At 64.5% G+C, this 25,873-nt stretch carries 18 protein-coding genes; 8 read left to right on the top strand and 10 right to left on the bottom strand.

The window, feature by feature from the left end; genetic code table 11:
• The first annotated feature begins 14 nt into the window (after window positions 1-14).
• Entirely contained in the window at window positions 15-1,388 is a 1,374-nt protein-coding gene (locus AB7Z56_RS05590; RefSeq protein WP_063980963.1) for a leucyl aminopeptidase family protein, read from the top strand.
• On the top strand, window positions 1,381-2,235 hold the full coding sequence (locus AB7Z56_RS05585; protein ID WP_063980962.1) for a C40 family peptidase: 855 nt from the start codon (window positions 1,381-1,383) through the stop codon (window positions 2,233-2,235). The genes AB7Z56_RS05590 and AB7Z56_RS05585 overlap by 8 nt, the downstream gene beginning before the upstream one ends.
• Before the next feature lie 100 nt (window positions 2,236-2,335).
• Here the strand turns inward: AB7Z56_RS05585 and AB7Z56_RS05580 are convergent, their stop codons facing one another.
• The 6 genes from AB7Z56_RS05580 to AB7Z56_RS05555 all read right to left on the bottom strand — a co-directional run bounded on the left by AB7Z56_RS05580 (window position 2,336) and on the right by AB7Z56_RS05555 (window position 10,837).
• The gene (locus tag AB7Z56_RS05580; RefSeq protein ID WP_063980961.1) at window positions 2,336-3,973 is read right to left on the bottom strand and encodes an ABC transporter ATP-binding protein; all 1,638 of its coding nucleotides are present in this window, start codon (window positions 3,971-3,973) and stop codon (window positions 2,336-2,338) included.
• A gap of 7 nt (window positions 3,974-3,980) precedes the next feature.
• The gene (locus tag AB7Z56_RS05575; protein ID WP_063980960.1) at window positions 3,981-5,159 is read right to left on the bottom strand and encodes an ABC transporter permease; all 1,179 of its coding nucleotides are present in this window, start codon (window positions 5,157-5,159) and stop codon (window positions 3,981-3,983) included.
• Window positions 5,159-6,268, bottom strand: a complete 1,110-nt coding sequence (locus AB7Z56_RS05570) for a microcin C ABC transporter permease YejB (RefSeq protein WP_028148358.1) — start codon at window positions 6,266-6,268, stop codon at window positions 5,159-5,161. The genes AB7Z56_RS05575 and AB7Z56_RS05570 overlap by 1 nt, the downstream gene beginning before the upstream one ends.
• A gap of 2 nt (window positions 6,269-6,270) precedes the next feature.
• Entirely contained in the window at window positions 6,271-8,154 is a 1,884-nt protein-coding gene (locus tag AB7Z56_RS05565; protein ID WP_063986075.1) for an extracellular solute-binding protein, read from the bottom strand.
• A 14-nt stretch (window positions 8,155-8,168) separates the two neighbouring features.
• The gene (locus AB7Z56_RS05560) at window positions 8,169-10,070 is read right to left on the bottom strand and encodes an extracellular solute-binding protein (RefSeq protein ID WP_063980959.1); all 1,902 of its coding nucleotides are present in this window, start codon (window positions 10,068-10,070) and stop codon (window positions 8,169-8,171) included.
• A 212-nt stretch (window positions 10,071-10,282) separates the two neighbouring features.
• On the bottom strand, window positions 10,283-10,837 hold the full coding sequence (locus AB7Z56_RS05555; RefSeq protein WP_063980958.1) for a c-type cytochrome: 555 nt from the start codon (window positions 10,835-10,837) through the stop codon (window positions 10,283-10,285).
• Window positions 10,838-11,056: 219 nt separating this feature from the next.
• Here AB7Z56_RS05555 and AB7Z56_RS05550 point away from each other — a divergent pair, with 219 nt between their 5' ends.
• Window positions 11,057-11,797 (top strand): 3-deoxy-manno-octulosonate cytidylyltransferase, encoded by a 741-nt coding sequence (locus tag AB7Z56_RS05550; protein ID WP_063980957.1) that lies wholly within the window; start codon window positions 11,057-11,059, stop codon window positions 11,795-11,797.
• A 21-nt stretch (window positions 11,798-11,818) separates the two neighbouring features.
• On the top strand, window positions 11,819-12,679 hold the full coding sequence (locus tag AB7Z56_RS05545; RefSeq protein WP_014498246.1) for a prephenate dehydratase: 861 nt from the start codon (window positions 11,819-11,821) through the stop codon (window positions 12,677-12,679).
• Window positions 12,680-12,801: 122 nt separating this feature from the next.
• Here AB7Z56_RS05545 and AB7Z56_RS05540 read toward each other — a convergent pair whose 3' ends face one another.
• Window positions 12,802-13,815 carry an LLM class flavin-dependent oxidoreductase gene (locus tag AB7Z56_RS05540; protein ID WP_063980956.1) on the bottom strand — a complete coding sequence of 338 codons (1,014 nt, stop codon included), beginning with the start codon at window positions 13,813-13,815 and terminating at the stop codon, window positions 12,802-12,804.
• A 399-nt stretch (window positions 13,816-14,214) separates the two neighbouring features.
• Between AB7Z56_RS05540 and metF the strand changes: the two genes are divergently transcribed.
• The 3 genes from metF to AB7Z56_RS05525 all read left to right on the top strand — a co-directional run bounded on the left by metF (window position 14,215) and on the right by AB7Z56_RS05525 (window position 20,486).
• The gene (gene metF / locus AB7Z56_RS05535; RefSeq protein WP_063980955.1) at window positions 14,215-15,156 is read left to right on the top strand and encodes a methylenetetrahydrofolate reductase [NAD(P)H]; all 942 of its coding nucleotides are present in this window, start codon (window positions 14,215-14,217) and stop codon (window positions 15,154-15,156) included.
• 6 nt (window positions 15,157-15,162) lie between these two features.
• Window positions 15,163-19,011 carry a methionine synthase gene (metH, locus tag AB7Z56_RS05530; protein ID WP_354233504.1) on the top strand — a complete coding sequence of 1,283 codons (3,849 nt, stop codon included), beginning with the start codon at window positions 15,163-15,165 and terminating at the stop codon, window positions 19,009-19,011.
• A gap of 686 nt (window positions 19,012-19,697) precedes the next feature.
• Window positions 19,698-20,486: a hypothetical protein gene (locus AB7Z56_RS05525; RefSeq protein ID WP_063980953.1), complete on the top strand. Its 789-nt coding sequence runs from the start codon at window positions 19,698-19,700 to the stop codon at window positions 20,484-20,486.
• Between the two features lie 12 nt (window positions 20,487-20,498).
• On the opposite strand, the gene AB7Z56_RS05520 is transcribed toward AB7Z56_RS05525, so the two are convergent.
• The gene (locus AB7Z56_RS05520; protein ID WP_063980952.1) at window positions 20,499-21,128 is read right to left on the bottom strand and encodes a glutathione S-transferase family protein; all 630 of its coding nucleotides are present in this window, start codon (window positions 21,126-21,128) and stop codon (window positions 20,499-20,501) included.
• A gap of 195 nt (window positions 21,129-21,323) precedes the next feature.
• Here AB7Z56_RS05520 and AB7Z56_RS05515 point away from each other — a divergent pair, with 195 nt between their 5' ends.
• Window positions 21,324-22,478 (top strand): BBP7 family outer membrane beta-barrel protein, encoded by a 1,155-nt coding sequence (locus AB7Z56_RS05515; protein WP_063980951.1) that lies wholly within the window; start codon window positions 21,324-21,326, stop codon window positions 22,476-22,478.
• Window positions 22,479-22,581: 103 nt separating this feature from the next.
• On the opposite strand, the gene AB7Z56_RS05510 is transcribed toward AB7Z56_RS05515, so the two are convergent.
• Both AB7Z56_RS05510 and AB7Z56_RS05505 read right to left on the bottom strand, forming a co-directional pair.
• A complete protein-coding gene (locus AB7Z56_RS05510; protein ID WP_063980950.1) occupies window positions 22,582-23,175 on the bottom strand; it encodes a GNAT family N-acetyltransferase in 594 nt (197 codons plus the stop codon).
• A 194-nt stretch (window positions 23,176-23,369) separates the two neighbouring features.
• Entirely contained in the window at window positions 23,370-25,817 is a 2,448-nt protein-coding gene (locus tag AB7Z56_RS05505) for a penicillin acylase family protein (RefSeq protein ID WP_063980949.1), read from the bottom strand.
• Window positions 25,818-25,873: the final 56 nt, after the last annotated feature.

Here is a 25,873-nt window from a genome sequence, read left to right as displayed (position 1 = left end):
ATCCGGACCCGCCAATGCCTTCTGTCTTCGAGACATCGCCCACCGCCATCCCGATCACCTTCGTCACCAAGTCGAGCTGGGATCAGGTCGCCGAGAAATTGCCGCCGGTGCAGCGCCAGTTCGCCGCCGCGAGCGCCTTTGCCGCCAAGCCGGGTGGCTATCTCGCGCTGCCCGCCCCGGACGGAGCGATCGCGCAAGTGCTGTTCGGACTCGAGGACGAGGGCGCGAGATCACGCGACCTGTTCCGGCCGGGCGCCCTGCCTGGCCTGCTGCCGCCGGGCATCTATCACTTTGCCAATGCCCCCCACGATGCGCGGTTGGCGTCGCTCGCCTTTGCACTCGGCAGCTACCGCTTCGCCCGCTACCGCAAGGCTGACCGCCCCGCCGTCCGGCTGGTACCGCCCGATGGCGTCGACGCGGCCGAGATCAATCGCATGGCGGATGCCGCGATGCTGGCGCGCGATCTCATCAACACGCCGGCTAACGACATGGGCCCGGAAGAGCTCGCCGCGGCCGCGCAAGCGCTCGCCACGGAATTCGGTGCGAGCTTTGCCTGCACCATCGGCGAGGATCTGAGGACGAATTTTCCACTGATCCACGCCGTCGGCATGGCCTCCGACCGCGCGCCGCGGCTGATCGACATCGTCTGGGGCGATCCGGCCGATCCCAAGGTGACGCTGGTCGGCAAGGGCGTCTGCTTCGACACCGGCGGGCTCGACCTCAAGCCGTCGAGCGGCATGCTGATCATGAAGAAGGACATGGGCGGTGCCGCCAACGTGCTGGCGCTCGCGCGCATGGTGATGGATGCGAAGCTCAAGGTCCGCCTGCGCGTGCTGATTCCGGCGGTCGAAAATGCCGTCTCCAGCAATGCCTTCCGGCCGCTCGACATCTTCACCTCGCGCAAGGGCATCACGGTCGAGATCGGCAACACCGACGCGGAGGGCCGGCTCGTGCTCGCCGACGCGCTGGCGCTGGCCGACGAGGAAAAGCCGGACCTTCTGATCGATTTGGGCACGCTGACTGGCGCGGCGCGCGTCGCGCTGGGGCCGGATTTACCGCCCTTTTACACCAATGATGAGACGCTGGCCGCCGACGTCGCGCGTTGCGCGGCGAAGGAGAACGATCCGTTGTGGCGCATGCCGCTGTGGCCGCCTTACGATGCGTGGCTGGACTCCAAGACCGCCACCATCACCAACGCACCCTCCGGCGGCTTTGCCGGCTCGATCACCTGCGCGCTGTTCTTGCAACGGTTCGTCGAGCAGGCAAAGAGCTGGCTTCATGTGGATATTTACGGCTGGACCCCGTCGGCGAAGCCGGCGCGGCCCGAAGGCGGCGAATGCCAGGCCGCGCGCGCCATCTACACATTACTGAGCGAGCGCTATGCATGATCCAGCACACGATCCAAGGCTGACACCGGCGCGCGGCGACCTCGCCGCGAAATATCTCGAAGGCAAGGTGCAAGCCGACCGCTTCGTCACGGGCGAGGAATTCGAGGTCTTCGAGGCGATCGCACCCGTGCGCGAGCAGCCGTCGTCGAACGCGATGCTGATGACGGAGGCGCTGCGCGGCGAACGCGTCACGGTCTACGATCGCAATGGCGAGGGCTGGGCCTGGGGCCAGCTTGGTGGCGATGGTTATGTCGGCTGGCTGCCTGATGCAGCGCTGATGAAGCCATCGGCCGCCCCGACCCACAAGGTGAGCGCGCTCCGGACATTCGCCTTCCCCGGTCCCTCGATCAAGCTGCCGCCGGCCGGCACGCTCGCGCTGGGCTCGAAGATTGCGGTGGTGCGCGAGGACGGCAGCTTCGCCGTGACGCGCGACGGACAATATCTGCCGAAGGCCCATCTCGCCCGGCTCGATCATCGCGAGCCGGACTTCGTCGCGGTCGCCGAGCGCTTCGTCGGCACGCCCTATCTCTGGGGCGGCAAGAGCAGCCTCGGTATCGATTGCTCCGGACTCGTGCAGGTCTCGCTGACAGCAGCAGGCATCGGCTGCCCGCGCGACAGCGACATGCAACAGGCAGGGCTCGGCCGCGCGCTGGAGCCGCATGAGCGGACCAAGCTGCAACGCGGCGATCTCATTTTCTGGAAGGGACATGTCGCCATCGTCCGCGATGGCAGCACCATGGTTCACGCCAACGCCCATCACATGGCAACCGCGATCGAGGCGACCGAACCGGCGATCGCGCGGATCAAGGCAGCAGGCAGCGAAATCGTCACGATCAAGCGGCTGTAGCACGACTTCGTGGGATGGGTAGAGCGCAGCGAAACCCATCGTTCTCACCACGCGCTGCGATGCGATGGGTTTCGCTTCGCTCTACCCATCCGACTGAAGACTAGGTCGCCACCGCCCCGTTCCCCGCCGTCTCCAGCCGGAACGCCGCCGCGAAGAGCGCGCGCGTGTAATCCGTCTTCGGGCTCTTGAACAGTTCGGCGGCCTGTCCCTCCTCGACCACCTTGCCGCCGCGCATCACGATGAGATGGCTGGCGAGCGAGGCGACGACGCGCAAATCGTGCGAGATGAACATGTAGGTGAGATCGCGCCTGCGCTGGAGTTCCCGCAAGAGGTCGACCATCTGCGCTTGAATCAGCATGTCGAGTGCGCTGGTCGGCTCGTCCAGCACGACGAAATCCGGCTCCAGCACCACCGCGCGCGCGATGCTGATGCGCTGGCGCTGGCCGCCGGAAAATTCATGCGGATAGCGATAGCGGGTGTCCGCCTTCAACCCGACGTCCTCGAGTGCCTTGACGACGCGCTCCTCACGCTCCTCGCGCGACAGCTTTGGCTGGTGCACGGTGAGGCCCTCGGCGATGATGTCGGCAACCGACATGCGCGGGCTGAGCGAGCCGAACGGATCCTGGAACACGATCTGCATGTCGCGCCGGAAGGGGCGCATCTCCTTGAAGCGCAGGCCCTGGATATCTTTGCCGAGGAACACGATGCGCCCGTTCGAGGAAATCAGCCGCATCAGGGCGAGCCCGAGCGTGGTCTTGCCCGAGCCGGACTCGCCGACAACGCCGAGCGTCTCGCCCTTGCGTACGGCAATGCTGACGCCGTCGACCGCCTTGATGTGGCCGACCGTCTTGCGCATCAGGCCGCGCTTGATCGGAAACCAGACCTTCAAATCATCGGCGGACATCACCACCGGTGCATTCGGCTGCGGCGGCGCCGGATCGGGCTTCGGCTCCGCCGCGAGCAGGTCGCGCGTATAGGGATGGTTCGGGGTCCTGAAGACCTGCTCGACCGGCCCCTGCTCGACGATCTCACCGCCCTTCATGACACAGACTTGGTCGGCGATGCGGCGCACGATGCCGAGATCGTGGGTGATGAACAGCAGGCTCATGCCGAGCCGTGAGCGAATTTCCGCGAGCAGCGTCAGGATCTGCGCCTGCACGGTGACGTCGAGCGCCGTGGTCGGCTCGTCCGCGATCAAGAGGTCCGGCTCGTTGGCGAGCGCCATCGCGATCATCACGCGCTGGCGCTGACCACCGGAGAGCTGGTGCGGATAGCTGTTGAGCCGCGTTTCAGGCTCGGGAATGCCGACCTGCGTCAGCAGTTCCAGCGTCCGCTTGCGCGCCTCGGCATTGCTGGTCGGATTGTGGAGCTGGATGATCTCGCCAATCTGCGCCTCGATCGTGTGCAACGGATTGAGCGAGGTCATCGGTTCCTGGAAGATGATGGAGATATCGCTGCCGCGAATCTCCCGCATCTGCTGCTCGGACTGGTCGATCAGCTCCCGCCCCTTGAAGCGGATGCTGCCCGAGGGATGCGAGGCATTCGGATAGGGCAGGAGCTTCAGGATCGAGAGCGCGCTGACCGACTTGCCGGAACCGGACTCGCCGACCAGTGCGACGCATTCGCCGCGCTTGATCTGGAACGAGACCTTGTCGACCGCGAGCGTGGTGGCGCCGCCCTGGTGGAAGGCCACCGAGAGGTCGCGGACGGCAAGCAGGGGCTGGTTGATCGCGTCCATCACGCCCTCACTTGAACGTCTTGCGCGGATCGAAGGCGTCGCGCACGGCTTCGCCGATGAAGATCAAGAGCGACAGCATGATCGCGACCGAGAAGAAGCCGGAGAAACCAAGCCAGGGCGCCTGCACGTTGGACTTGCCCTGCGACAGCAGTTCGCCGAGCGACGGCGAGCCGGGCGGCAACCCGAAGCCGAGGAAATCGAGGGCCGTGAGCGTCATGACCGACGAGGAGACGATGAACGGAAGGAACGTCATCGTCGCGACCATCGCGTTCGGCAGCAGATGCTTGAACATGATCACGGCGTTCGACACGCCGAGGGCGCGCGCGGCCTGGATGTACTCGAAATTGCGCCCGCGCAGGAACTCCGCGCGCACGAGCCCGACCAGCGACACCCAGGAAAACAGGAGCAGGATGCCGAGCAGCACGAAGAAGCCAGGCACGAGCACCGACGAGAGGATCAGCAAGAGGTAGAGCGAAGGGATCGCAGTCCATATCTCGATGAAACGCTGGAACAACAGATCGACCCAGCCGCCGAAATAGCCCTGCACCGCGCCGGCCGCGATGCCGACGACGGAGGAGACAATGGTCAGGCACAGGCCGAACAGCACCGAGATACGGAAACCGTAGATCAGGCGCGCAACCACGTCGCGGCCCTGATCGTCGGTGCCGAGCCAGTTGTATTCGAGGTCGCGGCAGCTCTTGAGGCCCTTCTTCTCGACGACAGGCTTGCACTGCGCCTCCGTCAGCATCCAGGTCGGCGGCGACGGCGCCGGCGTCGGCAGGTCGAGATTGTGGGTGTCGTAGGAATAGCGGATCAGCGGCCAGACGATGCTGCCACCCTTGTCCTTGATCAGCTTCTGCAAATAGGGATCGCGGTAGTCGGCCGCCGTCTCGAAGTCGCCACCGAAGGTCGTCTCGGAATAGGTGACGAAGGCCGGCCAGTAGAGATGGCCGTCGTACTTGATCAGGAATGGCCGGTCATTGGCGATCAGCTCGGCAAACAGCGACACCACGAACAGGATCATGAAGATCCAGAACGACCAGTAACCGCGCCGGTTCGCCCTAAAATTCTGCCAGCGCCGCCGGTTGAGCGGAGATGGCACGAACGGCTTGCGTGTGATCGGCACGGCATCGCCGAGCGGCGACTTTGCGGTGGTTTCGATCGGGGTCGGGGCGGTCAGTGTCATCAGACCTCCCGTGCCTCGAAATCGATCCGCGGATCGATCCACATGTAGGTCAGGTCAGAGATGAGGTTGATCACGAGGCCGACAAGCGAAAAGATGAAGAGCGTGCCGAACACCACGGGATAGTCGCGGTTGAGAACGCTCTCGAAACTGAGCAGTCCGAGCCCATCCAGTGAGAAGATGGTCTCGATCAGAAGCGAGCCCGAGAAGAAAGCGTGAATGAAGGTGCTGGGAAAGCCCGCGATCACGATGAGCATCGCGTTGCGGAAGACGTGGCCATAGAGCACCCGATTCTCGCTGCAGCCCTTTGCGCGCGCGGTCATCACGTATTGCTTGCGGATCTCATCCAGAAACGAGTTCTTGGTCAGGAACGTCATGGTGGTGAACGCGCCGAGCCCCATGGCGATCAGCGGCAGCGTCAAATGCCAGAAGTAATCGATGATCTTCCAGTACCAGGGAAATTGCGACCAGCCGTCTGACGTCAGTCCGCGCAATGGGAACCAGTTGAAGAACGAGCCCCCGGCGAACAGGATGATCAGGAGGATCGCGAACAGGAAGCCGGGAATCGCGTAGCCGAGCACGAGCACGCTCGACGTCCAGGTATCGAAGCGCGTTCCGTCCTTGACTGCCTTCCGGATGCCGAGCGGAATCGAGATCAGGTAGGTTAGCAGCGTCAGCCAGATGCCAAGCGAGATCGAGACCGGGAGCTTTTCCTTGATCAGCTGGAGCACGCTGACATCGCGAAAATAGCTGTTGCCGAAATCGAAGCGGGCGAAATTCCACACCATCAGCGCGAAGCGTTCGGGGGCCGGCTTGTCGAAGCCGAATTGCTTCTCCAGCTTCTTGATGAAGTCAGGGTCCAGGCCCTGCGCGCCGCGATATTTCGAATTGATGGCGTCGCCACCAGCGCCCAGCTGACCGGGCGCGCGCTGAGCGAAATCACCGCCGCCCGAGATGCGCGAGCTGCCGCCGGTGTCGGCGCCCGAGAGCTGCGCGATGACGCGCTCGACCGGGCCGCCCGGCGCGAATTGCACGACGACGAAGGAGACGAAGAGGATCCCGAGCAGGGTCGGGATCATCAGGAGGATGCGGCGGGCGATATAGGCGCTCATGATTATTTCGCCTGCTCGAGCTTGGTCGCCTTGGCGGCATCGAACCACCAGTTCTCCGGCGCACCGACGCCTTGCGCATATTTCGCCGGCTTGTCGGGATGGCTGAACTGGTCCCAATAGGCCACGCGATGAAAGTTTGCGTACCACTGAGGCACCCAGTAGCGCCCGGCCCGGAACACGCGATCGAAGGCGCGGCAGGCCGTGGTCAGCTCCGCCCTGGTCTGGGCGGCAATGATCTTCTCGATCAGCGCGTCGATGATCGGATCGGAGATGCCGGCGAGATTGTAGGAGCCTTTGGTCTTGGCCGCCTGGGAGGAGAAGAACGCCCGCATGGCGTCGCCGGGCGTCGCCGACATCGAGAAGCGTTGGATCGTCATGTCGAAATCGAAATCCTCGAGCCGCGCGCGGTACTGCACGGCATCGACCAGGCGAAACGTGGCGTCGATGCCGAGCGTTGCGAGGTTCTTCAGGTACGGCCCGTGATGCGGCTGGATCGACTGCTCGTCGTTCAGGAACTCGATCGTGAAAGGCTCGCCATTGGGCAGCACCCGCTTGCGATCCTTGACGACGTAGCCCGCCTCGTTGAGCAGCTCGCCCGCCTTGCGCAGCAGGCTGCGGTCCTGTCCCGATCCGTCCGACACCGGCGGCACGAAAGGCTGGCCGAACACTTCGTCAGGCACCTTGCCGCGGAAGGGCTCGAGCAGCGCGAGCTCTTCGGGCGAAGGCGGGCCTGATACCATCATGTCGGAGTTCTGGAATGGCGAGTGCGTGCGCGCATAGGCGCCGTACATGATCGACTTGTTGGTCCATTCGAAGTCGAAGGCGTAGGTCAGCGCCTCCCGCACGCGCGGATCCTTGAACTTGTCGCGGCGGATGTTGATGAACCAGCCCTGCGCACCCGACGGGGTCTCGTCCGGCAGCTGCTCGCGCTTGACCCGGCCGTCCTTGATCGCCGGGAAATCATAGCGTGTGGCCCAGATGCGCGAGGTGAGCTCCTCGCGGAACAGATAGTTCTTGCCGGTGAAGCCTTCGAAGGCAACGTCGCGGTCGCGGTAGAATTCGTAGCGCACCGTGTCGAAATTGTAGCTGCCGCGGCAGACCGGCAGGTCGGCGCCCCACCAGTCCTTGACGCGCTCATATTCGACATAGCGGTTCACCTCGAACCTGCCGACCTTGTACGGGCCGGAGCCCAGCGGCGTATCGAGCGTCGATTCATCGAAGGCGCGCGTGGCATAATAGGCCTTCGAGAAGATCGGCAGGCTTGCGACATAGAGCGGCACGTCGCGCGCGCGGTTCGGCGCGAAGGTGACGGCCACGGTGGCGTCGTCCAGCGCCTCGGCCTTCACGAAATCGCGGAGCTGCACGACGATCAGCGGATGGCCCTTCTCCTTCAGCGTGTTGAGCGAGAAGGCGACGTCATGCGCGGTGAGCCGGGAGCCGTCGTGGAAGCGGGCCTCGGGCCGTATCGTGAAGGTGTAGGTCAGCTTGTCCGGCGAGATTCGCACCGATTTCGCCGCAAGCCCGTACATCGCGTCGGGCTCGTCATTGGCCCGCGCCATCAACGGCGCGAAGGTCATGTCCATACCCTGCGCACCTTCGCCCTTCAGGATGTAAGCGTTGAGCGAAGAGAACGTGAAGTAGGACTGGTTGTAGGCCCGCACCGAGGGAATGAGCGAGAACGCGCCGCCCTTCGGCGCGTCGACATTGACGTAGCCGAAATGGTGGAAATCGGCGGCATATTTGAGATCGCCGAAGGCCGAGATGCCGTGCGCCTCGGTCCCCGCTTCGGATGCGCGCGCGCCATGTAGCAGCGGTGCGCCGAGGGACACGCCGACGGCGCTACCGACACCCAAGACCAGCACATGGCGGCGTGACATCTGCGTCATGCGGGGGATGTCCTTCACGACTTCTTTGCGATCCGTGCCGCCTTGTCTGCGTCGTACCACCAGATGAACGGGAAGCCGGACTGACCGTATTTGGGCAATTCCGCCGGTCGGCCGAAGCGATCCCAGCGCGCGGTGCGGATCTTCGAATAGGTCCATTGCGGAACGACGTAGTTATTCCACAGCAGCACGCGGTCGAGCGCTTTGGTTGCCGCGACGAGATCGTCGCGACCCGTGGCGTAGATCAGCCTCTCGATCAGCTTGTCAATCGCCGGATTCTTGATGCCGGCAATATTGCGCGAACCAGCGATGTCGGCCGTCTTGGACGACCAGAACTCGCGCTGCTCGTTGCCCGGCGACTGCGACTCGCCCCATGAGTTGGTGACGACGTCGAAATCCCAGTCCCGAGTCCTGTTCTCGTATTGAGTCGGGTCGACCGTGCGCACGCTGACCGCGATGCCGAGTCGTTCCAGCGACGGCTTGTAGAACAGCGTGACCCGCTCGAAGCTCGGATCCTGATTCAGCAGCTCCAGGGTGAACTGCGCACCGGTCTTGACATCGACCAGCTTGCGGTCGCGCACCTCGTAACCGGCCTCCTTGAACAGGCGCAGCGCCTCGCGAAGATTGTCGCGCACGGCTTCCGGACTGCCGCCGACCGGATTGGTATAGGCCGTCGTGAAGACTTCAGGCGGAACATCGGCGCGAACGGTCTCGAGGATCTCGAGCTCCTTGCCTTGCGGCAACCCGGTCGCCATGAGCTCGTCGATACCGTCGAAATAGCTGCTGACGCGCTTGTACTGACCGTAGAAGATCTGCTTGTTCATCTCCTCGAAGTCGAACGCATAGTTGAGCGCGCGACGGACGCGAGGATCTTTGAATTTGGCGCGGCGCAGGTTCGGCACGAAAGCCTGCATCACACCCGAGCTGCGATTGGCGAACTCCTCGAGGATCACCCGCTTTTCGGTCACGGCCGGGAAGTCGTAGGCTGTCGCCCAGTTCTTCGCACTGTTCTCGGTGCGCCAGTCCACCTGATCGGCCTTGAAAGCCTCGATCGCCACGGTGGCATCGCGGAAATACTCGTAGCGCATCTCGTCGAAATTGTTGCGGCCCACATTGGTGGCGAAATCGCGCCCCCAATAATCCTTGACGCGCTCCAGCGCGATCGACCGTCCCGCCACGAATTCCTTGACCTTGTAGGGACCGGAACCGAGCGGTATTTCGAGCGTGGTCGCGGAGACATCGCGCTTGCGGCCTTGCGCGTCGGTCCCCTCCCACCAATGCTTCGGCAAAACCGTGAGCTGCCCGACGATCTGCGGCAGCTCGCGGTTGCCCGGTGCGTCGAACACGAACTTCACCTCGCGCTCACCGACCTTCTCGGCCTTCACCACATGGCTGTAATAGGCCGAGTACATCGGGTGATGCTTCTTGAAGGCATCCAGCGAGAAGATCACGTCGTCCGCAGTGACCGGCTTGCCGTCATGCCATTTGGCCTGCGGCCGCAAACGATAGGTGACGAAGGAAAAGTCGGCCGGGTGGCTGACGGCCTCGGCCAGCGCGCCGTATTCGGTCGAGACTTCGTCGAGCGAGGTCGTCGTGAGGGATTCGTAGATGAACGCGACGGCACCGGCGACCTGCCCCTTCACTCCCGCCACTACGATATTGAAATTATCGAAAGTGCCGACGGCGATCTGGCGCGCGACACCGCCTTTGGGCGCTTCCGGATTGACGTAATCGAAGCGCTTGAAGTCGGCGGGATATTTGACCTGTCCGAACAGCGACAGCGCGTGGCGCCAGGGCGCCTCACTGGCGGATTGCGCCGCGGCCGTGCCGATGACGGGAAGGCCCCCTACGGAACCGAGGGCGGGGAGCGCTACGGCGGCAGTGCCGGTGAGCAGGAGATCGCGTCGGGTAATGGCCAAATCAACATTCCTGGTCTTGAAGGAGGTTACCCCTTTAAGTGCTCAATATAGGCGAGGTTTCGACGGAATATGTTGCTTTTTCCTCATGTTGGAAGTCCCGGCGGCCTGTCGGATGCGGCCAAACGCCCCGATAAACTCACCGCGAGGCCCGGATAAGCGAACGGCCAGGCTTTTCAGCCTGGCCGCACATTCAAGATCGGTTTTTGACGGCCTTACTTCGACGCCGTCGGGATCGGCTGAGGATGCTCTGACAGCGAATTCAGATAGGCGATGACGTCGGCGCGCTCGGAGTCCTTCGGGATGCCGGCGAAGCCCATCGCGGTGCCCGGGATGAAGCCCTTCGGATTGGCAATGAACTTGTTGAGGTCGTCGAACGACCAGGTGCCGCCCTTGGCCTTCATGGCGGCCGAGAAGTTGAAGCCGTTGCGGCCCTCGCCCCTGGCTTCGCCGACGACGCCATAGAGGTTCGGACCGACGCGATTCGGGCCGCCCTTCTCGAAGGTGTGGCAGGCGCCGCATTTCTTGGCAGCCGAAGCGCCCTTTTCGACGGAAGCGGTCTGGAGCAGCTTTTCGATCGGCTCGGAGGGCGCAGCAGCGGCGCCACCTTCCTTGCCGTGGCCGGCGTCTTCCTTCACGGCAATCTCGAAACCCGGCTTCTCGAGCGGCTTCGGCGTGAACAGCGCCTGGGCGGCGAAGCTCGTCACCAGCAGGATGAGACAGGTGCCCAGCACGGCACCGAGAATCTTATTGAGTTCGAAAGAGTCCATTTCCGGCCAGGCCCCACACCACAGTAAGGAAATAGCGGCCGAGCGGCCGCCAGGACGAGCCTCGGGAGAATCAAACGTTCCTTGTTGTTTCCCCGAGTTTTGCCATTGAGATATCGGTTTGCCCGGGGTCTGGCAACCCGTATAAGCGACCCGGCTTTCAGCCCGTCCCCACCCCATTTCTCGACGCGGAAAACCTCTCGTTTCCAGGCCCTTGACCCGATGATCGATCCCCGCATCCTGGTGCTGATCCCGGCCCGCATGGCCGCCACCCGCCTGCCCGGCAAGCCGCTCGCAGACATCGCGGGCCTGCCGATGATCGTGCATGTGATGCGGCGGGCAGAGGCCGCCGGCATCGGCCGGGTCGCGGTCGCGACCGATACGGACGAGATCGCCTCCGTGGTCACCGCCCATGGCGGCGAAGCCGTGATGACCCGCCCGGAGCACCCCTCTGGCTCGGACCGCATCCACGAGGCGATGCAGAAGCTCGATCCCTCAGGCAAGGCCGAGATCGTGGTCAATCTCCAGGGCGATTTCCCGACCATCACGATCGACAACATCCGCGAGGTGCTGCCGCCGCTGCAAGATCCGGCCGTGGACATCGCGACGCTGGCCTCGCAGATCCACACCCAGGAGGAGGACCTCGCGCCGAGCGTCGTGAAGGCGATCGGAACCTCGCTCGGCGGCCGGCGCATGCGCGCGCTTTATTTCACCCGCGCGACCGCGCCGACCGGCGACGGACCGCGCTACCACCATATCGGCCTCTACGCCTATCGCCGCGCCGCGCTGGAGCGCTACGTCTCACTGCCGCCGTCCCCGCTGGAATTGCAGGAGAAGCTCGAGCAGCTCCGGGCGCTGGAGGCCGGGATGCGGATCGACTTCACCATCGTCGATACCGTGCCCCGCGGGGTCGATACGCCGGCGGACCTCGAGACCGCGCGCAGCATCCTTTCCAAATCCTGAGCCGCTGTTACAAGGCCGATCATGAGCAAGCTGAAAATCGCATTCCAGGGCGAACCTGGGGCAAATTCCCACATCGCCATCGTCGAGGCCTATCCCGACGCCGAGCCGATGCCCTGCGCCACCTTCGAGGACGCGCTGTCGGCGATCTCGTCGGGCGAGGCCGATCTCGGCATGATCCCGATCGAGAATTCGGTCGCGGGGCGCGTCGCCGACATCCATCATCTGCTGCCGGCCTCCGGCCTCTTCATCATCGGCGAATGGTTTCTACCGGTCCGCCATCAGCTGATGGCGGTGAAGGGGACGAAGCTCGAGGACATCAAGAGCGTCGAGAGCCACGTGCATGCGCTCGGCCAGTGCCGGCGCATCATCCGCAAGCTCGGCATCAAGCCGATCGTGCACGCCGACACCGCCGGCAGCGCCCGCGACATCTCCGAGCGCAACGACAAGGCCGTCGCCGCGATCGCCTCGCGGCTTGCGGCAAAGATCTACGGCCTCGACATCCTGGCCGAGGACATCGAGGACGAGGCGCACAACACCACGCGCTTCGTGGTGCTGGCGCGCGAGCCGAAATGGGCGGCGCAGGGCTCGGGGCCGCTGGTCACGACTTTTGTATTTCGTGTGCGCAACTTGCCCGCTGCGCTCTACAAGGCGCTCGGCGGCTTTGCCACCAACGGCGTCAACATGACCAAGCTCGAAAGCTACATGGTCGACGGCAATTTCTTCGCCACACAGTTTTATGCCGACGTCGACGGCCACCCTGAAGACAAGGGACTGGCGTTCGCGATCGAGGAGCTGAAATTCTTCTCGCGCGAATTCCGCATCGTCGGCGTGTATCCGGGACACCCCTTCCGCGCGACGTTCAGCGAAACGCAACAGGATTGATTGCGTGTCCCGGACGCGCGAAGCGCGAGCCGGGATCCAGGGGCGGCGATACCCGGAGCGCGATGGGCCCCGGCTCTGCAGCGCACCGCTTCGCGCTGCGCCGCGTCCGGGGCACGAGAGCTTTACGCGGCCGCTTTCAGTCCGAACGCCTCGGCCAGCAGCGAATACGACTTCTTACGCGCGTCGTGATCGTACACGGCCGTAATCACCATCAACTCGTCCGGTTTGCTCGCATCGATCAACGGCTGCAGCTTCTTCTGCACCGTCGCCGGATTGCCAACGAAGAGGCGTGAACGGTTGCGCGAGATCGAAATGCGCTCGGCGTCCGTATAGGGATAGGCCAGCGCCTCCTCGACACTCGGCAGCGGCAGATATTGCCCGCGGTCGCGGCGCAGGCGGTTGAGATCGAACGAGGTGGCGAGCTTTTCGGCCTCCTCATCCGTGTCGGCCGCGATCACGGCGACCGCGAGGATCGCGCGCGGGCTCGCGCTCCAGGCCGAGGGCTGGAAACGGTTGCGGTAATGCACCATCGCATCGATCGCGTCATGGGACGCGAAGTGATGGGCGAAGGCGAAACCCATGCCGACTTGCGCAGCGAGCTCCGAGGAATAGTCGCTGGAGCCGAGCAGCCAGATCGGCGGCAGCTTGGTGTCGTCGGGCATCGCGACGACGTTGTTGTAGGGGTGCCCTGCGGGAAATTCGCGGGTCTCCCACAGAATCAGTTCGTGCAGCCGCTCCAGGAAGTCGTCGCCCTCGCGGCGGTCGAGACGGCTGCGCAGGGCGTAGGCCGTGGCGCCGTCGGTACCGGGGGCGCGGCCGAGACCGAGATCGATGCGGCCGGGAAACAGCGCCTCCAGCATCTTGAAGCGCTCGGCCACCACGAGCGGGGCGTGGTTGGGCAGCATCACCCCGCCGGAGCCGACGCGGATGTGCTTCGTCACCGCCGCGATCTGCCCGATCATCACGTCGGGCGCCGGGCTCGCCACCGAGGCGAGGTTGTGATGCTCGGCGAGCCAGTAGCGGACATAGCCAAGCCCATCGACATGGCGCGCCAGATCGATGCTGTTGCGCAGCGCCGCGGCGGGTCTTGTACCTGTGGTGACGACGGAGAGGTCGAGGACTGAGAGCGGGATCATGGCGCGCTAAGGTAGTGAAGGCCGGCGCGGCGGCAATGGGCAGACTGCGCAGGTCTGGCGTGTGCGGGCCGCGAACCCGCACGGCAGCGCCAGTTGAGGCGATGGGACGAGATTTGTCGCGGCAACACCATCTTCACACTGCCCACACCCCCTATTTGCTCCCGCCCGCCGCCAAAACCGTTGCAATTTGTTGATTTATATAACATTTTGTCATATCCGCGTACTTCCCACTCGCACCCTCATCCGTTCAATATTTCCACCGTTACCGGTGAAAGTGGGCGACTTCCCATCACCGATGGGCTGTCGAGTGCGACCGCTTTGGCTTATCTTGCCCGCATCCAATCGAGACCTGACTGCCGGCCGCCGAAAGCCGGACGAGCCCCTGGAGTGAGTGGTGCCATGACTGATCTGACGACGCCTGCCCGAGCCGAAGGGCAAGACGGGCACCTCCAAAACGGGCACCTCACCTCGAAGCGGCCTGCAATCTCCTTCGAGTTCTTTCCGCCCAAGACGGAAGAGATGGAGCGCAATCTCTGGGAGACCATCAACCGGCTCGCTCCGCTCGACCCGAAATTCGTCTCCGTGACCTATGGGGCCGGCGGCTCGACCCGCGAGCGCACCCATTCGACCATCACCCGCATCCTCAAGGAGACCGCGCTGCTGCCGGCCGCGCATTTGACCTGCGTCGGCGCCTCGCGCGGGGAGATCGACGAGATCGTCGATCGCTATCACGAGGTCGGCGTCCGCCACATCGTCGGCCTGCGCGGCGATCCCGCCGGCGGCATCGGCACGCCCTATTCCAGCCATCCCGACGGCTACCAGAGTTCCGCCGACCTCGTTGCGGGCATCAAGAAGCGGCACGGCGACATCGAAGTGTCCGTATCCGCCTATCCCGAGAAGCACCCTGAAGCGCGCGACTTCGACGCCGACATCGACACGCTGAAGGCCAAGGTCGATGCGGGTGCGACGCGCGCGATCACGCAGGTGTTCTTCGATAACGACCTCTACTTCCGCTACCTCGACCGCGTCCGTGCCCGAGGCATCGACATCCCGATCGTGCCCGGCATCATGCCCATGCACAATTTCAAGCAGGCCCGCAATTTCGTCACCCGCGCCGGCACCTCCGTGCCGGATTGGCTGGCGGAGAAATTCGACGGCCTCGACGACGACGCCGAGACCCGCAAGCTGGTGGCCGCGACCGTTGCCGCCGGCCAGGTGCAGAAGCTGGCGAAGCGCGGCGTCGACACCTTCCATTTCTACACCATGAACCGCGCCGATCTCGTGTTCGCGATCAGCCATTTGCTCGGCATCCGCGCCAAGAGCGCGCAGAAGGCGGCTTAAGATAAAATGACCACTCCCGTTTCTCCCAAGCGAACTGCCCTGCTCAATGCCGCCCGCGAGCGCATCCTCGTGCTCGACGGCGCCATGGGCACGATGATCCAGAACCTCCAGTTCGACGAGGCCGCCTTCCGCGGCGAGCGCTTCAAGGATTTCCATCGCGACCTGCGCGGCAACAACGATCTGTTGATCCTGACCCAGCCGCAGGCGATCGAGGACATCCACGCCGCCTATTTGCGCGCCGGCGCCGACATCGTCGCGACCAACACTTTCTCGACGACCTCGATCGCGCAGGCCGATTACGACCTCACCGACATCGTCTACGAGATGGCGCGCGAAGGCGCCCGCCTCGCCGGCAATGCCGCTCGTCGCATCGAGGCCGAGGACGGCAAGCCGCGCTTCGTTGCGGGGGCCATCGGCCCGACCAACCGCACCGCCTCGATCTCGCCCGACGTTTCCAATCCCGGCTACCGGGCCGTCACGTTCGACGATTTGCGCAAATCCTATGGCGAGCAGATCAACGGCATGCTCGACGGCGGTGTCGATCTGCTGCTGGTCGAGACCATCTTCGACACGCTGAACGCCAAGGCGGCGCTCTATGCGATCGCGGAAATCACCGAAGAGCGCGGCATCGACGTGCCCGTGATGGTGTCGGGCACCATCACCGACAAATCGGGCCGCCTGCTGTCGGGCCAGATGCCGGAAGCGTTCTGGAATTCGGTGCGGCACGCAAAACCCGTCACCATCGGCTTCAACTGCGCGCTCGGTGCGGAAGATCTGCGCGCCCACATCGCCGACATCGGCCGCGTCGCCGACACCTTGGTGTGTGCCTATCCGAACGCCGGCCTGCCCAACGAATTCGGTCAGTACGACGAGACCCCGGAGTACATGGCGCGCCTGGTCGGCGAATTCGCGCGCGATGGCCTCGTCAACATCGTCGGCGGCTGCTGCGGCACCACGCCGGACCATATCGCGGCGATTGCGGCGGCCGTCGCCCCGCACAAGCCGCGTATCGTGCCGGAAATCGAACCTCGCTTAAGGCTCTCCGGCCTCGAGCCATTCATCCTGACGGACGCCATCCCGTTCGTGAACGTCGGCGAGCGCACCAACGTCACCGGCTCCGCTCGCTTCCGCAAGCTGATCACCGCCGGCGACTACACCGCCGCGCTGCAGGTCGCCCGCGACCAGGTCGAGAACGGCGCGCAGATCATCGACGTCAACATGGACGAAGGGCTTCTGGATTCGGAAGCCGCGATGGTGACCTTCCTCAATCTCGTCGCCGCCGAGCCCGACATCGCTCGGGTCCCCGTGATGGTCGATTCCTCGAAATTCTCGGTGATCGAGGCCGGCCTGAAATGCGTGCAGGGCAAGCCGGTCGTCAACTCGATCTCGATGAAGGAAGGCGAGGAGAAGTTCATTCACGAGGCGAAGATCGCCCGGCGCCATGGCGCAGCCGTGGTGGTGATGGCGTTCGATGAGGTCGGCCAGGCCGACACGTTCGCGCGCAAGACCGAGATCTGCAAGCGCGCCTATGACATCCTGGTGGACCGCGTCGGCTTCCCGCCTGAGGACATCATCTTCGATCCGAACATCTTCGCGATCGCGACCGGCATCGAGGAGCACAACAATTACGGCGTCGACTTCATCGAGGCGACGCGCTGGATCCGCCAAAACCTGCCGCACGCGCATATTTCTGGCGGCGTCTCCAATCTGTCGTTCTCGTTCCGCGGCAACGAGCCGGTGCGCGAGGCGATGCACTCGGTGTTCCTGTATCACGCCATCAAGGCGGGCATGGACATGGGCATCGTCAATGCCGGGCAGATGATCGTCTATGACGACATCGATGCCGAGCTGCGCCAGGTGTGCGAGGACGTCATCCTCAATCGCGACCCCGGCGCGTCCGAGCGCCTGCTGGCGCTCGCGGAGAAATTCCGCGGCAACAAGACCCAGACCAAGGAAGCCGACCTCGCCTGGCGCGAATGGCCGGTGGCGAAGCGGCTGTCGCATTCGCTGGTCCACGGCATCACCGAATTCATCGAAGTGGACACCGAGGAGGCCCGCAAGGCATCCAAGCGTCCGCTCGACGTGATCGAGGGCCCCTTGATGGCCGGCATGAACGTGGTCGGCGACCTCTTCGGCGACGGCAAGATGTTCCTGCCGCAGGTGGTGAAGTCCGCGCGCGTGATGAAGCAAGCGGTGGCGTGGCTGATGCCGTTCATGGAGGAAGAGAAGGCGCGCAACCTCGCCAACGGCATCGGCACCGAAGGCTCCTCGTCCGCCGGCAAGATCGTGCTCGCGACCGTCAAGGGCGACGTCCACGACATCGGCAAGAACATCGTCGGCATCGTGCTCCAGTGCAACAATTTCGAGGTCATCGACCTCGGCGTGATGGTGCCGGCGGCCAAGATCGTCGAGACCGTGAAGGCGGAGAAGGCCGACATCGTCGGGCTATCAGGCCTGATCACGCCCTCGCTCGACGAGATGGCGTTCTTCGCCGGCGAATTGCAGCGCGAAGGTTTGAAGCTGCCGCTGCTGATCGGCGGCGCCACCACGAGCCGCGTGCACACGGCGGTCAAGATCGACCCGAGCTACCGCGCCGGTCCCGTCGTCCACGTCAACGACGCCAGCCGCGCCGTCGGCGTCGCCTGCTCGCTGCTCTCGCCAGAGAAGCGCGAGGCTTATGCCGCCGAAGTGCGTGCCGAATACGCAAAAATCTCGGACGCGCATCTGCGCGCGCAGGCGGACAAGAAGCGCCTGAAGCTCGCGGCCGCGCGCGCCAACCGCGTGCCGGTCGACTTTGCCAAGAACAAGCCGGTGAAGCCGACCTTCTTGGGCATCCGCAGCTTTGACGAATACGATCTCGCCGAGCTCGTGCCCTATATCGACTGGACGCCGTTCTTCCAGACCTGGGAGCTTGCCGGCCGCTTCCCCGCCATCCTTGACGATTCCAAGGTCGGCGAAGTCGCACGCTCGCTCTACGACGACGCGCGCAAGATGCTCGATCTGATCGTCAAGGAAAAGTGGTTCAGGGCGCGCGCCACCGTCGGCTTCTGGCCGGCGAATGCGCAAGGCGACGACATCGTGCTCTATGCCGACGAAAGCCGGACCAAGCAGATCGCGACGCTGCACACGCTGCGCCAGCAGCTCGAGAAGCGCGAGGGCCGGTTCAACGCCGCGCTCGCCGACTTCGTCGCGCCCGCCGGCGTCCCCGATTATGTCGGCGGCTTCGTCGTCACGGCCGGCATCGGCGAGGACGTGGTCGCCGACCGCTTCAAGATGGCCAATGACGACTACTCCTCGATCCTGTGCAAGGCGCTGGCCGACCGCCTCGCCGAGGCCTTTGCGGAACGCATGCACGCCCGCGCGCGCCGCGAGTTCTGGGCTTATGCACCGGACGAAGCACTCTCCTGCGACGATCTGATCCTCGAGAAGTACCAGGGCATCCGCCCAGCGCCGGGCTATCCCGCGCAGCCCGATCACACGGAGAAGGCGACGCTGTTCGAGCTGCTCGATGCGGAGGCGACTGCCGGCGTGAAGCTGACCGAGAGCTTTGCGATGTGGCCGGGCTCTTCCGTGTCGGGGCTCTATTTCGCGAACCCCGAGAGCTATTATTTCGGCGTCGGCAAGATCGAGCGTGACCAGGTCGAGGACTATGCCGCACGCAAGGGCATGACGGTGGCGGAAACCGAGCGCTGGCTCGCGCCGGTGCTGAACTACATCCCGTCGCAGCAGACCGACAAGGCCTTCGCGGCGACACCCGCAAACGACGAGACGTCGAAGGACCTCGCCTCGCATCCGCCCGGCTGCACCTGCGCGGTGCATCTCGTCTGGCAGAAGAAGCGCGCGGGGGCGGGGTAGGCCCCGCCTTCGCTTCCCAAGACTAAAAAAGTGAAAAACAACCCCATGCACAGTAGAGGTGGGGTTGAAAGGCTTGAAGAATTTCGGTCTTGCCGAAACGGCTTGCTCCGTCGGGCAAAACACCGGTAATATTCCATCATCGCCTGCCGTGCCGATGGATGCCACGCGCGCGTCCCCATCCTCCCCTGGAGGGGGATTTCGCATGCAGCGAACCGGAATGCGGACCGAGGTGGGTGACGGTCTCTCCGCGTGAACACTACCCGTGTTGAGAGGTCACCCCACCCCGCTCGCGCTTCGCGCGAACGACCCTCCCCCTCCAGGGGAGGGTAGAGACCTCACTCTTTCGGCAGCGCCGGCTGCACGATCTCCCTGGACGGCGCCTGCGCCTCGCAACAACCGGCAGTGCGCGACGCAAAGAGCGGCCTGCTCCTTTCTGACACACCACCAGGACGAGTCGCGGTCCGGAATTCGGCTCACCGGCAATTTCGCGCAGGAACCGGGCGGTGTGAACTCGTTCACTTGTCCGCTCAACCTTGATTCGCTACTCTATCGGTCTACTACCTTCAAACCGATGGTTTGCTTGGGATCGAGCATATGACGCAGTTCATTGCACTGTTCGTCGCCGCGATCGCCCTTGTCGTGCTGCCCACGATTGCCGCGGCTGACTGTCCGAAAGGCTACGTGCCATGCGGCGAACGAAACCAGTTGTGCTGCCCGCGAAAGTAGCAAGTCGCAAATGGCTTTGGCTTGGTAGCCTCGTCTTTGTCGCGACCGGCCTGGTGATGGTTGCAGCCTGGGTCGGATACCCGCGAAAGAAACAGACGATTGCGGCCATCCTCTCCGAGACCGGATATTTCGAGGTGGTCCCGCCGAGCACGTTCGGCGGTCCCGGCACCATCAACACGATCGAATATCTGAGCAATGGCCGGCTGGAGCTGCATCCGACCTGCGATATCGACCCCGCGCTGCTGGCCGACAAGATCCGGAAATCACCGACCGTGGACCGGGACCTGAAGCAGTCGCTCGAGAAGAATCTCGACGTGTCCGCGCAGGTCAGGGACAAGCTGTCGGCGGTCGCCGGAATGCAGCAAGTTGATTCAATTCACCTCAAGCTCGAGAACGCCAACATTCTCCTGATCTCCGACGAGTCGCTGATATCGACCCGCAATGCATTGCTGAAGGCCGAATGCGAGGACGCGATCGCCCTGAACCTTTCGAGCGGCGGAGTCGTCTGCCAGACGCGGTCCGTGCTGGAGGCCGACGTCGTCTACGAGATCAAATATCACAACACCATTTCGATGGAGGAGCGGGCCAAGCTGACATCCGAGATCGCGGCGAAGCTCGAGCTGGACGCCCACCAGGGATCGGACGACAAGGTGTCCGGCTCTCAATTGTTCTTTGGCATAAGGCTGTCGCCGAATCCGATCGTCCTGAAGTCCGCGGCGGGCGAGATCAAGCCCTGCAACAGGAGATAGGACGCCGCGCTTTCACCCTTTCGGCGGGGCCAGCGGCTGCACGATCTCCTTGAACGGTGCCAGCGCCTCGCAGCGTTCGGCGTGCGCCGACAGCGCCGGATAGCGCGATGGCTCGAACAGAAGCGGATGCGCTTCGCGGGTGAAGCGCACGACGCAGGCAACCGCAATGTCGGCGTGGCCGATCCGGTCGCCCAGCCAATACGCCGTCGTCCCCCCGGCGCGCTCGGCCTCCAGCACGCCGAGCACGTCGCCGATCTGCGCCTGGCAGCGCTCGACCCAGAGCGCAAGCTGCTCCTTCCGCAGCACGCGCTCATAGAGCAGGCTCACCGCCTTGTCGCCAAGGCCGGTGGCGAGCGCGCAGATCCGCAGGTGCTTCCGTCGCTCGGCGCCGCCGCGCGGCAGCATCGCCTTTTCAGGCCCGACGAGCTCATCGAGATAATCGAGAATGATCGTGCTCTCGATCAGCGCCTCGCCGTCGTCGAGCACCAGGGTCGGCACGCGGCGCAGCGGATTATACGGCGCGATCTTGTCGGCGTCGCCGAAGGTGGACCATGGCCGGTGCTCAAAGGCGAGGCCGTAGAGCCGCAGCGCGATCGCGACACGGCGGACGAAGGGAGAATCGTATTGGCCAATCAGGAACATGGTTCTCGCTCACTAGTCAGTGCCGGGGCTCGAAGCCGGCCATTCACCTTCTTCACAAGGCTATTATCGAACGACACAGCCAGCGAGCGGTGCCCAACGGCAACAGCTACACATTTTCGTCTCGGCACCGCCTCAACTCCAGCTTGCCGAACAAATTGTCGCATGGTTCATTCCGCGGACCCAGAGGGAAGCCAAATGAATCGGCGGGCATTGAGAGCGGCAGCGGTCGGCCTGGCTCTTACGGCGATCGTGCCCGACGTCACGTCAGCAGCCGATCTGCCGATGAAGGCGCCGCCCAAACCTGCCGACTTCAATCCGTTCTGGGCCGAGGCCGACTACCTTGCCTGGAGCGTGACGGGCGACAAGCTGCCGGCGCTGGTGACCACGAGCCCGGTCGGCACGCCGCTGGGAGTTGTCGGCGTGCTCGGCCAGCCCACGACGACCGTGCTGTTCGGCAATTCCAGTGTGAACAACGACTGGCGTTCGGGCGGGCGCATCACCGCCGGCTACTGGTTCGATCCGCAGCGCAGCCGCGGCATCGAAGCCTCGTTCTTCGGGCTGGAGAATCTCTCGACCGGATTTGCGACCGACACCAATGCCAATCCGATCCTGGCACGGCCCTTCACCAATGCGCTGACGGGATTTCCCGACGCGCTGATCGCGGGATTTCCGGGGCTGGCCACCGGCAGTGCCAGCGCGAGCGAAACCTCGCGCCTGCTCGGCGCCGGCGCGCTCTATCGCTGGGATCTCGGCGCGTGGAGCGGACAGCGCGTCAGCGCGCTGGTTGGCTATCGCTATCTGCGGTCGACCGACACGCTGACGATCTCCAATACTGCGACCATTCTTGCCTTCGGCACCTTCAGCCCCACCGACAATTTCAAGGCGTCGAGCAATTTCCACGGCCTCGATCTCGGCCTCACCGGCGACTGGCGCAATGGCCCGTGGTCGCTGGAGTGGCGCGGCAAGGTGGCGCTCGGCGCCAATCTCAACAGTGCCGACATTTCGGGCTCGACCGCCTCGACCGTGGCCGGCGTCACCACTACGGCCCCCGGCGGCTTCCTCGCGCTGTCGAGCAATATAGGCCATTACGACCAAACCCGCTTCGCCGTGGTGCCGGAGCTGTCGTTGAAGGCGGGATATCAGGTTGCGCCCGGCTGGCGGCTGATCACCGGCTACGACGTGATGTACTGGACCGGCGTACAGCGCGCCGGCGGGCTGATCGACACCACCGTCAATCCGAACCTCGCGCCACCGCCGGCCGGCGGCGGGCCGAACCGGCCCGCGCCGGTGCTCAACACGACGAACCTGCTTGCGCAGGGGTTCAGTTTCGGCGTGCGGTATAATTATTGAGGGCGTGTAGCCCGGATGGAGCGCAGCGTAATCCGGGATTCTGTCAGCGTGCGAGAAAAACCCGGATTGCGCTTCGCTCCATCCGGGCTACGGGCCACGAACATCACTCGATGATCGGCACATGCTTCGCCGCCGTCCGCGACGCCGTGCCATCGAGGCGCGGATCGTTGGCGATTTCGATCTGGCGGCGGAACGCACGAAATCCCGAGCGCTGATAGAACGCGATCGCCGACGGATGGTCGAAGGTGCAGGTGTGCACCCAGACACGGCGTACGTCGCCAGACCATGCGCGCTCCAGCGCGCGGTTCATCAGGAAGCGGGCGGAGCCGGTGCCGATCAGCTTCGCGGTGACGCCGAAATAGACCAACTCGCACTGGCCGGGCTCGCGGAAATCTAGTTCGAGCAAGCCTTCATCGCGGCCGTCCGCGACCAGTGTGTAGACCTCGACACCCGCTGCGTGGATGATCGCGGCGAGCTCCGCGTCGTTCATGCGCATCCGCGAAAACCACAGCCACTCTTCGCCCACGCGGCGGTGGAGATCGCGATACCAATGAAGCGCGGGCGCGTCGACCTTGCGCAAGGACCACGCGCCTGGAGGATCGTCGCGGCGCGCGGGAGGTGCGGTCATCTCCAGGTGGGTGACGACCGCGGCGATCTTGCCGGCGGGGATGTCGGAATAGCCGTCAGGGATGAGCATGGGGCCTCTCAGAAAGACATGACGAACAGCTCGCTTGCGGCCCATCCTTCGAGACGCCCGCTTACGGCGGGCCCTCAGGATGAGGTCGCGTTTGGCGGCGGGATATCAGACCCTCATGGTGAGGAGCCCGCCTAAGCGGGCGTCCCGGACCATGCAGGCCGCGCTCTTCCGGCACTCTCCAGCCAACAAGTCGCTCATCGCGGCGTCAAAATGATCGCTTCCGCGGTCGCGGCTTCGACGGCCGGGCGGCTGTAGAGCAGCGGGACATATTGGCCCGTGGCCCAGAGCGGAGCGAGGTCGCGATAATGGGCGCTGAAGGGATCGCCGGATTGGCCGGGCGTGTTGATGGTGCGGCTCGCATCCCAATTGCCGACGTCGAGCACCATGCGGAACGATGCGCCGGCGAACAGCTGGTAATCGGCGCGGCGGTAGGTGGCCGCGCGCGGCACATTGGCGGCACCGCCATAGGCGAGCGGGCCGACCGAGAGCTGCGCGGCGGTGGCCTTGTCGGCGAGCGGCATCAAGGCATGGTCGAACTTCGCGACATGCAGCCGGCCCCAGCGCCAGGTCGAGGCATCCGGCCCGAGCTTGCCCGCGACGTCGGCCACTGCGGCGCCGAGGCTGTCGCGCAGGATCTGGTCGCGCGCGGCAGCGGGATCGGCGCCGAACGAGGCATCGGGAGATTCCAGATAGGCGACCAACGCCGAAATGCTCGACGCCTCCGGCGCGATCAGATCGGCGGCCTTGGGAGCCGTGGTCTTCAGCAGCACCGGCCCAAGATGATTGGCGATCCAGACCTCGAACACGGCAGCCGCCGCGCTGTCGGCGGCATCGCGCGCGTCCCACGGCTTGAGCAGATCGAGACCCTTCTTCACATTGGGATCGTCGGAGGTGAGCGGCTGCAACAGCTTGACGAGGCGCCGCCCGAGCATCGCGGTGTCGTCGTTCTGCAAATCCATGGCGTCGGCGAGCGTCACCTTGCTGTTGGCCGCGAGCACCTCGGTGATGCGTTGCCAGCGCGCGCTGTCGGACCATTCGAAGCCGACCTTGCGTTCGGCTATCGGGTAATCGGCCGGCAGGTTCATCTGGTTGGCGGTGGCGAGAAAGCCCTGCTTGGGCTGATAGGCCTTCGGCAATTCGTCGAGCGAGAGAAAGCCCTGCCACTCATAGCGGCCGTCGCCGGGCACCGGCATCAGGCCGTCGAAGTTGGCGCGCCGCGGCGTCTTGCCGGCGGCAACCCAGCCGATATTGCCGCGGGTGTCGGCATAGACCTGGTTCTCCGATGGCGCGCCCCAGCGCCGCATGGCGGCGAGGAAGCCGTTCCAGTCCTTCGCGGTCATGTAGTCGGAGGACCCGAAATAGGCGGAGGTGCCGGGCTCGAACCAGATCGAGCGGACGGCAAAGGCGCGCTTGTTCGCATCGTCGACGAAGATGACGGGACCGTGCCGGGTGAATTTCAGCTCGAGGTCGCGATCGGCCTCACCCTTGACCTGCTCGGTTTCGTGGACGATGCGCATGTCCTCCCAGCCATTGCCGTAGCGGTACTGGTTGGGGTTTTGCGGATTGAGCTCGTAGACGTAGAGGTCTTCCTGGTCGACGTTGAAGATGGTGAGGCCGAAGGCGATGGTGCCGTTGTGGCCGATCGAGATGCCGGGCAGCGCCGGCTCGCCGGCACCGATCACGGAGAGGCCCGGCGCATTGAGGCCGACGATGTAGCGCAGCGAGGGCACACTGTGCTCGCGATGCGGATCGTTGGCGAGGATCGGGCGGCCCGTCGCCGTGCGCGAGGCCGCGATCACCCAATTGTTGGAGCCGATGGTGTCGCGCTGCTGGTCGGCCTCGGTGAGGTATTTGTCGGGATCATGGGCGAGTGCGGCCTGCTTGTCCTTCGGTGCCGCGAAGGCCACCGGGCGCGTCGCGAGATCGTAGGCCGCGAGCACGGCCTTCGGCACGCTGCAGGGGTCGAGACCATCGGGGACTTTCGTGGTCCATGCCGGCTCGAGCTTGACCCGAAAACGATCGGCATCCAGGCCGGCCGCGCAGGCGACCAGCGAGCGCTTGACCTCGGAGGCGACATTGCGCGTCAGGCCGTGGCTGCGGATGCGGACGACGTCATCCGCCGTCCACGGATCAGGCATGGTGCCGGCGATCCTGAACTCGATCGGCAGCGGGCGCTTTCCCGCACGCACATCGGCGACATAGGCATTGACGCCGGCGACAAACGCGTCCGCATAGGTCTTCGCCTTGGGACCGTAGGCCGCCCACTCCGCATTCATGTCGCCGCGATAGAGGAACAGCCGCAGCGCCTTGTCCTGCTCGGCATAGGCCGGGCCGAAATCCTTGGCGAGCAAGCCAAGCCCGCGCTTGCGCCAGAGATCGATCTGCCAGAGCCGGTCGCGCGCGGCGTTGAAACCTTGCAGGAAGAACAGGTCGTGCTCGTTGCCGGCGTAGATGTGCGGAATGCCCCAGACGTCGACCAGGATCTGGGCGGGGGCGTCGAGGCCCGCGACGTCGGTCTTGAGCTGCCGCGCGCTGCCGAGCGGATTCGGCTTGTCGCGCGCGATGGCCGTCGAGGTGAGCAGCACGGCGCAGATCGCTGCGCCGCAGAGCTTTTGGATGACCCGGTTGAGATCCGTGTTCATTGTCTTCTCCCGTTGTTGTTATTTTAGTCCGTAGCCCGGATGGAGCGAAGCGTAAT

The organism is Bradyrhizobium sp. 482_C4_N1_8 (assembly GCF_052075965.1).
GTDB lineage: Bacteria > Pseudomonadota > Alphaproteobacteria > Rhizobiales > Xanthobacteraceae > Bradyrhizobium > Bradyrhizobium barranii.
The sequence above is the reverse complement of the archived record's forward strand: the minus strand, read 5'-3'. Positions and strand labels throughout refer to the sequence as shown.

Bases quoted from the DNA above. Each gene is read 5' to 3' on its own strand.
- AB7Z56_RS05545 (WP_014498246.1), top strand. From the start codon at position 11,819: ATGAGCAAGCTGAAAATCGCATTCCAGGGCGAACCTGGGGCAAATTCC.
- AB7Z56_RS05585 (WP_063980962.1), top strand. From the start codon at position 1,381: ATGCATGATCCAGCACACGATCCAAGGCTGACACCGGCGCGCGGCGAC.
- AB7Z56_RS05510 (WP_063980950.1), bottom strand. From the start codon at position 23,175: ATGCTCATCCCTGACGGCTATTCCGACATCCCCGCCGGCAAGATCGCC.
- AB7Z56_RS05570 (WP_028148358.1), bottom strand. From the start codon at position 6,268: ATGAGCGCCTATATCGCCCGCCGCATCCTCCTGATGATCCCGACCCTG.
- AB7Z56_RS05505 (WP_063980949.1), bottom strand. From the start codon at position 25,817: ATGAACACGGATCTCAACCGGGTCATCCAAAAGCTCTGCGGCGCAGCG.
- AB7Z56_RS05590 (WP_063980963.1), top strand. From the start codon at position 15: ATGCCTTCTGTCTTCGAGACATCGCCCACCGCCATCCCGATCACCTTC.
- AB7Z56_RS05565 (WP_063986075.1), bottom strand. From the start codon at position 8,154: ATGACGCAGATGTCACGCCGCCATGTGCTGGTCTTGGGTGTCGGTAGC.
- metH (WP_354233504.1), top strand. From the start codon at position 15,163: ATGACCACTCCCGTTTCTCCCAAGCGAACTGCCCTGCTCAATGCCGCC.
- AB7Z56_RS05550 (WP_063980957.1), top strand. From the start codon at position 11,057: ATGATCGATCCCCGCATCCTGGTGCTGATCCCGGCCCGCATGGCCGCC.
- AB7Z56_RS05575 (WP_063980960.1), bottom strand. From the start codon at position 5,159: ATGACACTGACCGCCCCGACCCCGATCGAAACCACCGCAAAGTCGCCG.
- AB7Z56_RS05540 (WP_063980956.1), bottom strand. From the start codon at position 13,815: ATGATCCCGCTCTCAGTCCTCGACCTCTCCGTCGTCACCACAGGTACA.
- AB7Z56_RS05520 (WP_063980952.1), bottom strand. From the start codon at position 21,128: ATGTTCCTGATTGGCCAATACGATTCTCCCTTCGTCCGCCGTGTCGCG.
- AB7Z56_RS05555 (WP_063980958.1), bottom strand. From the start codon at position 10,837: ATGGACTCTTTCGAACTCAATAAGATTCTCGGTGCCGTGCTGGGCACC.
- metF (WP_063980955.1), top strand. From the start codon at position 14,215: ATGACTGATCTGACGACGCCTGCCCGAGCCGAAGGGCAAGACGGGCAC.
- AB7Z56_RS05580 (WP_063980961.1), bottom strand. From the start codon at position 3,973: ATGGACGCGATCAACCAGCCCCTGCTTGCCGTCCGCGACCTCTCGGTG.
- AB7Z56_RS05525 (WP_063980953.1), top strand. From the start codon at position 19,698: ATGCGGCGAACGAAACCAGTTGTGCTGCCCGCGAAAGTAGCAAGTCGC.
- AB7Z56_RS05515 (WP_063980951.1), top strand. From the start codon at position 21,324: ATGAATCGGCGGGCATTGAGAGCGGCAGCGGTCGGCCTGGCTCTTACG.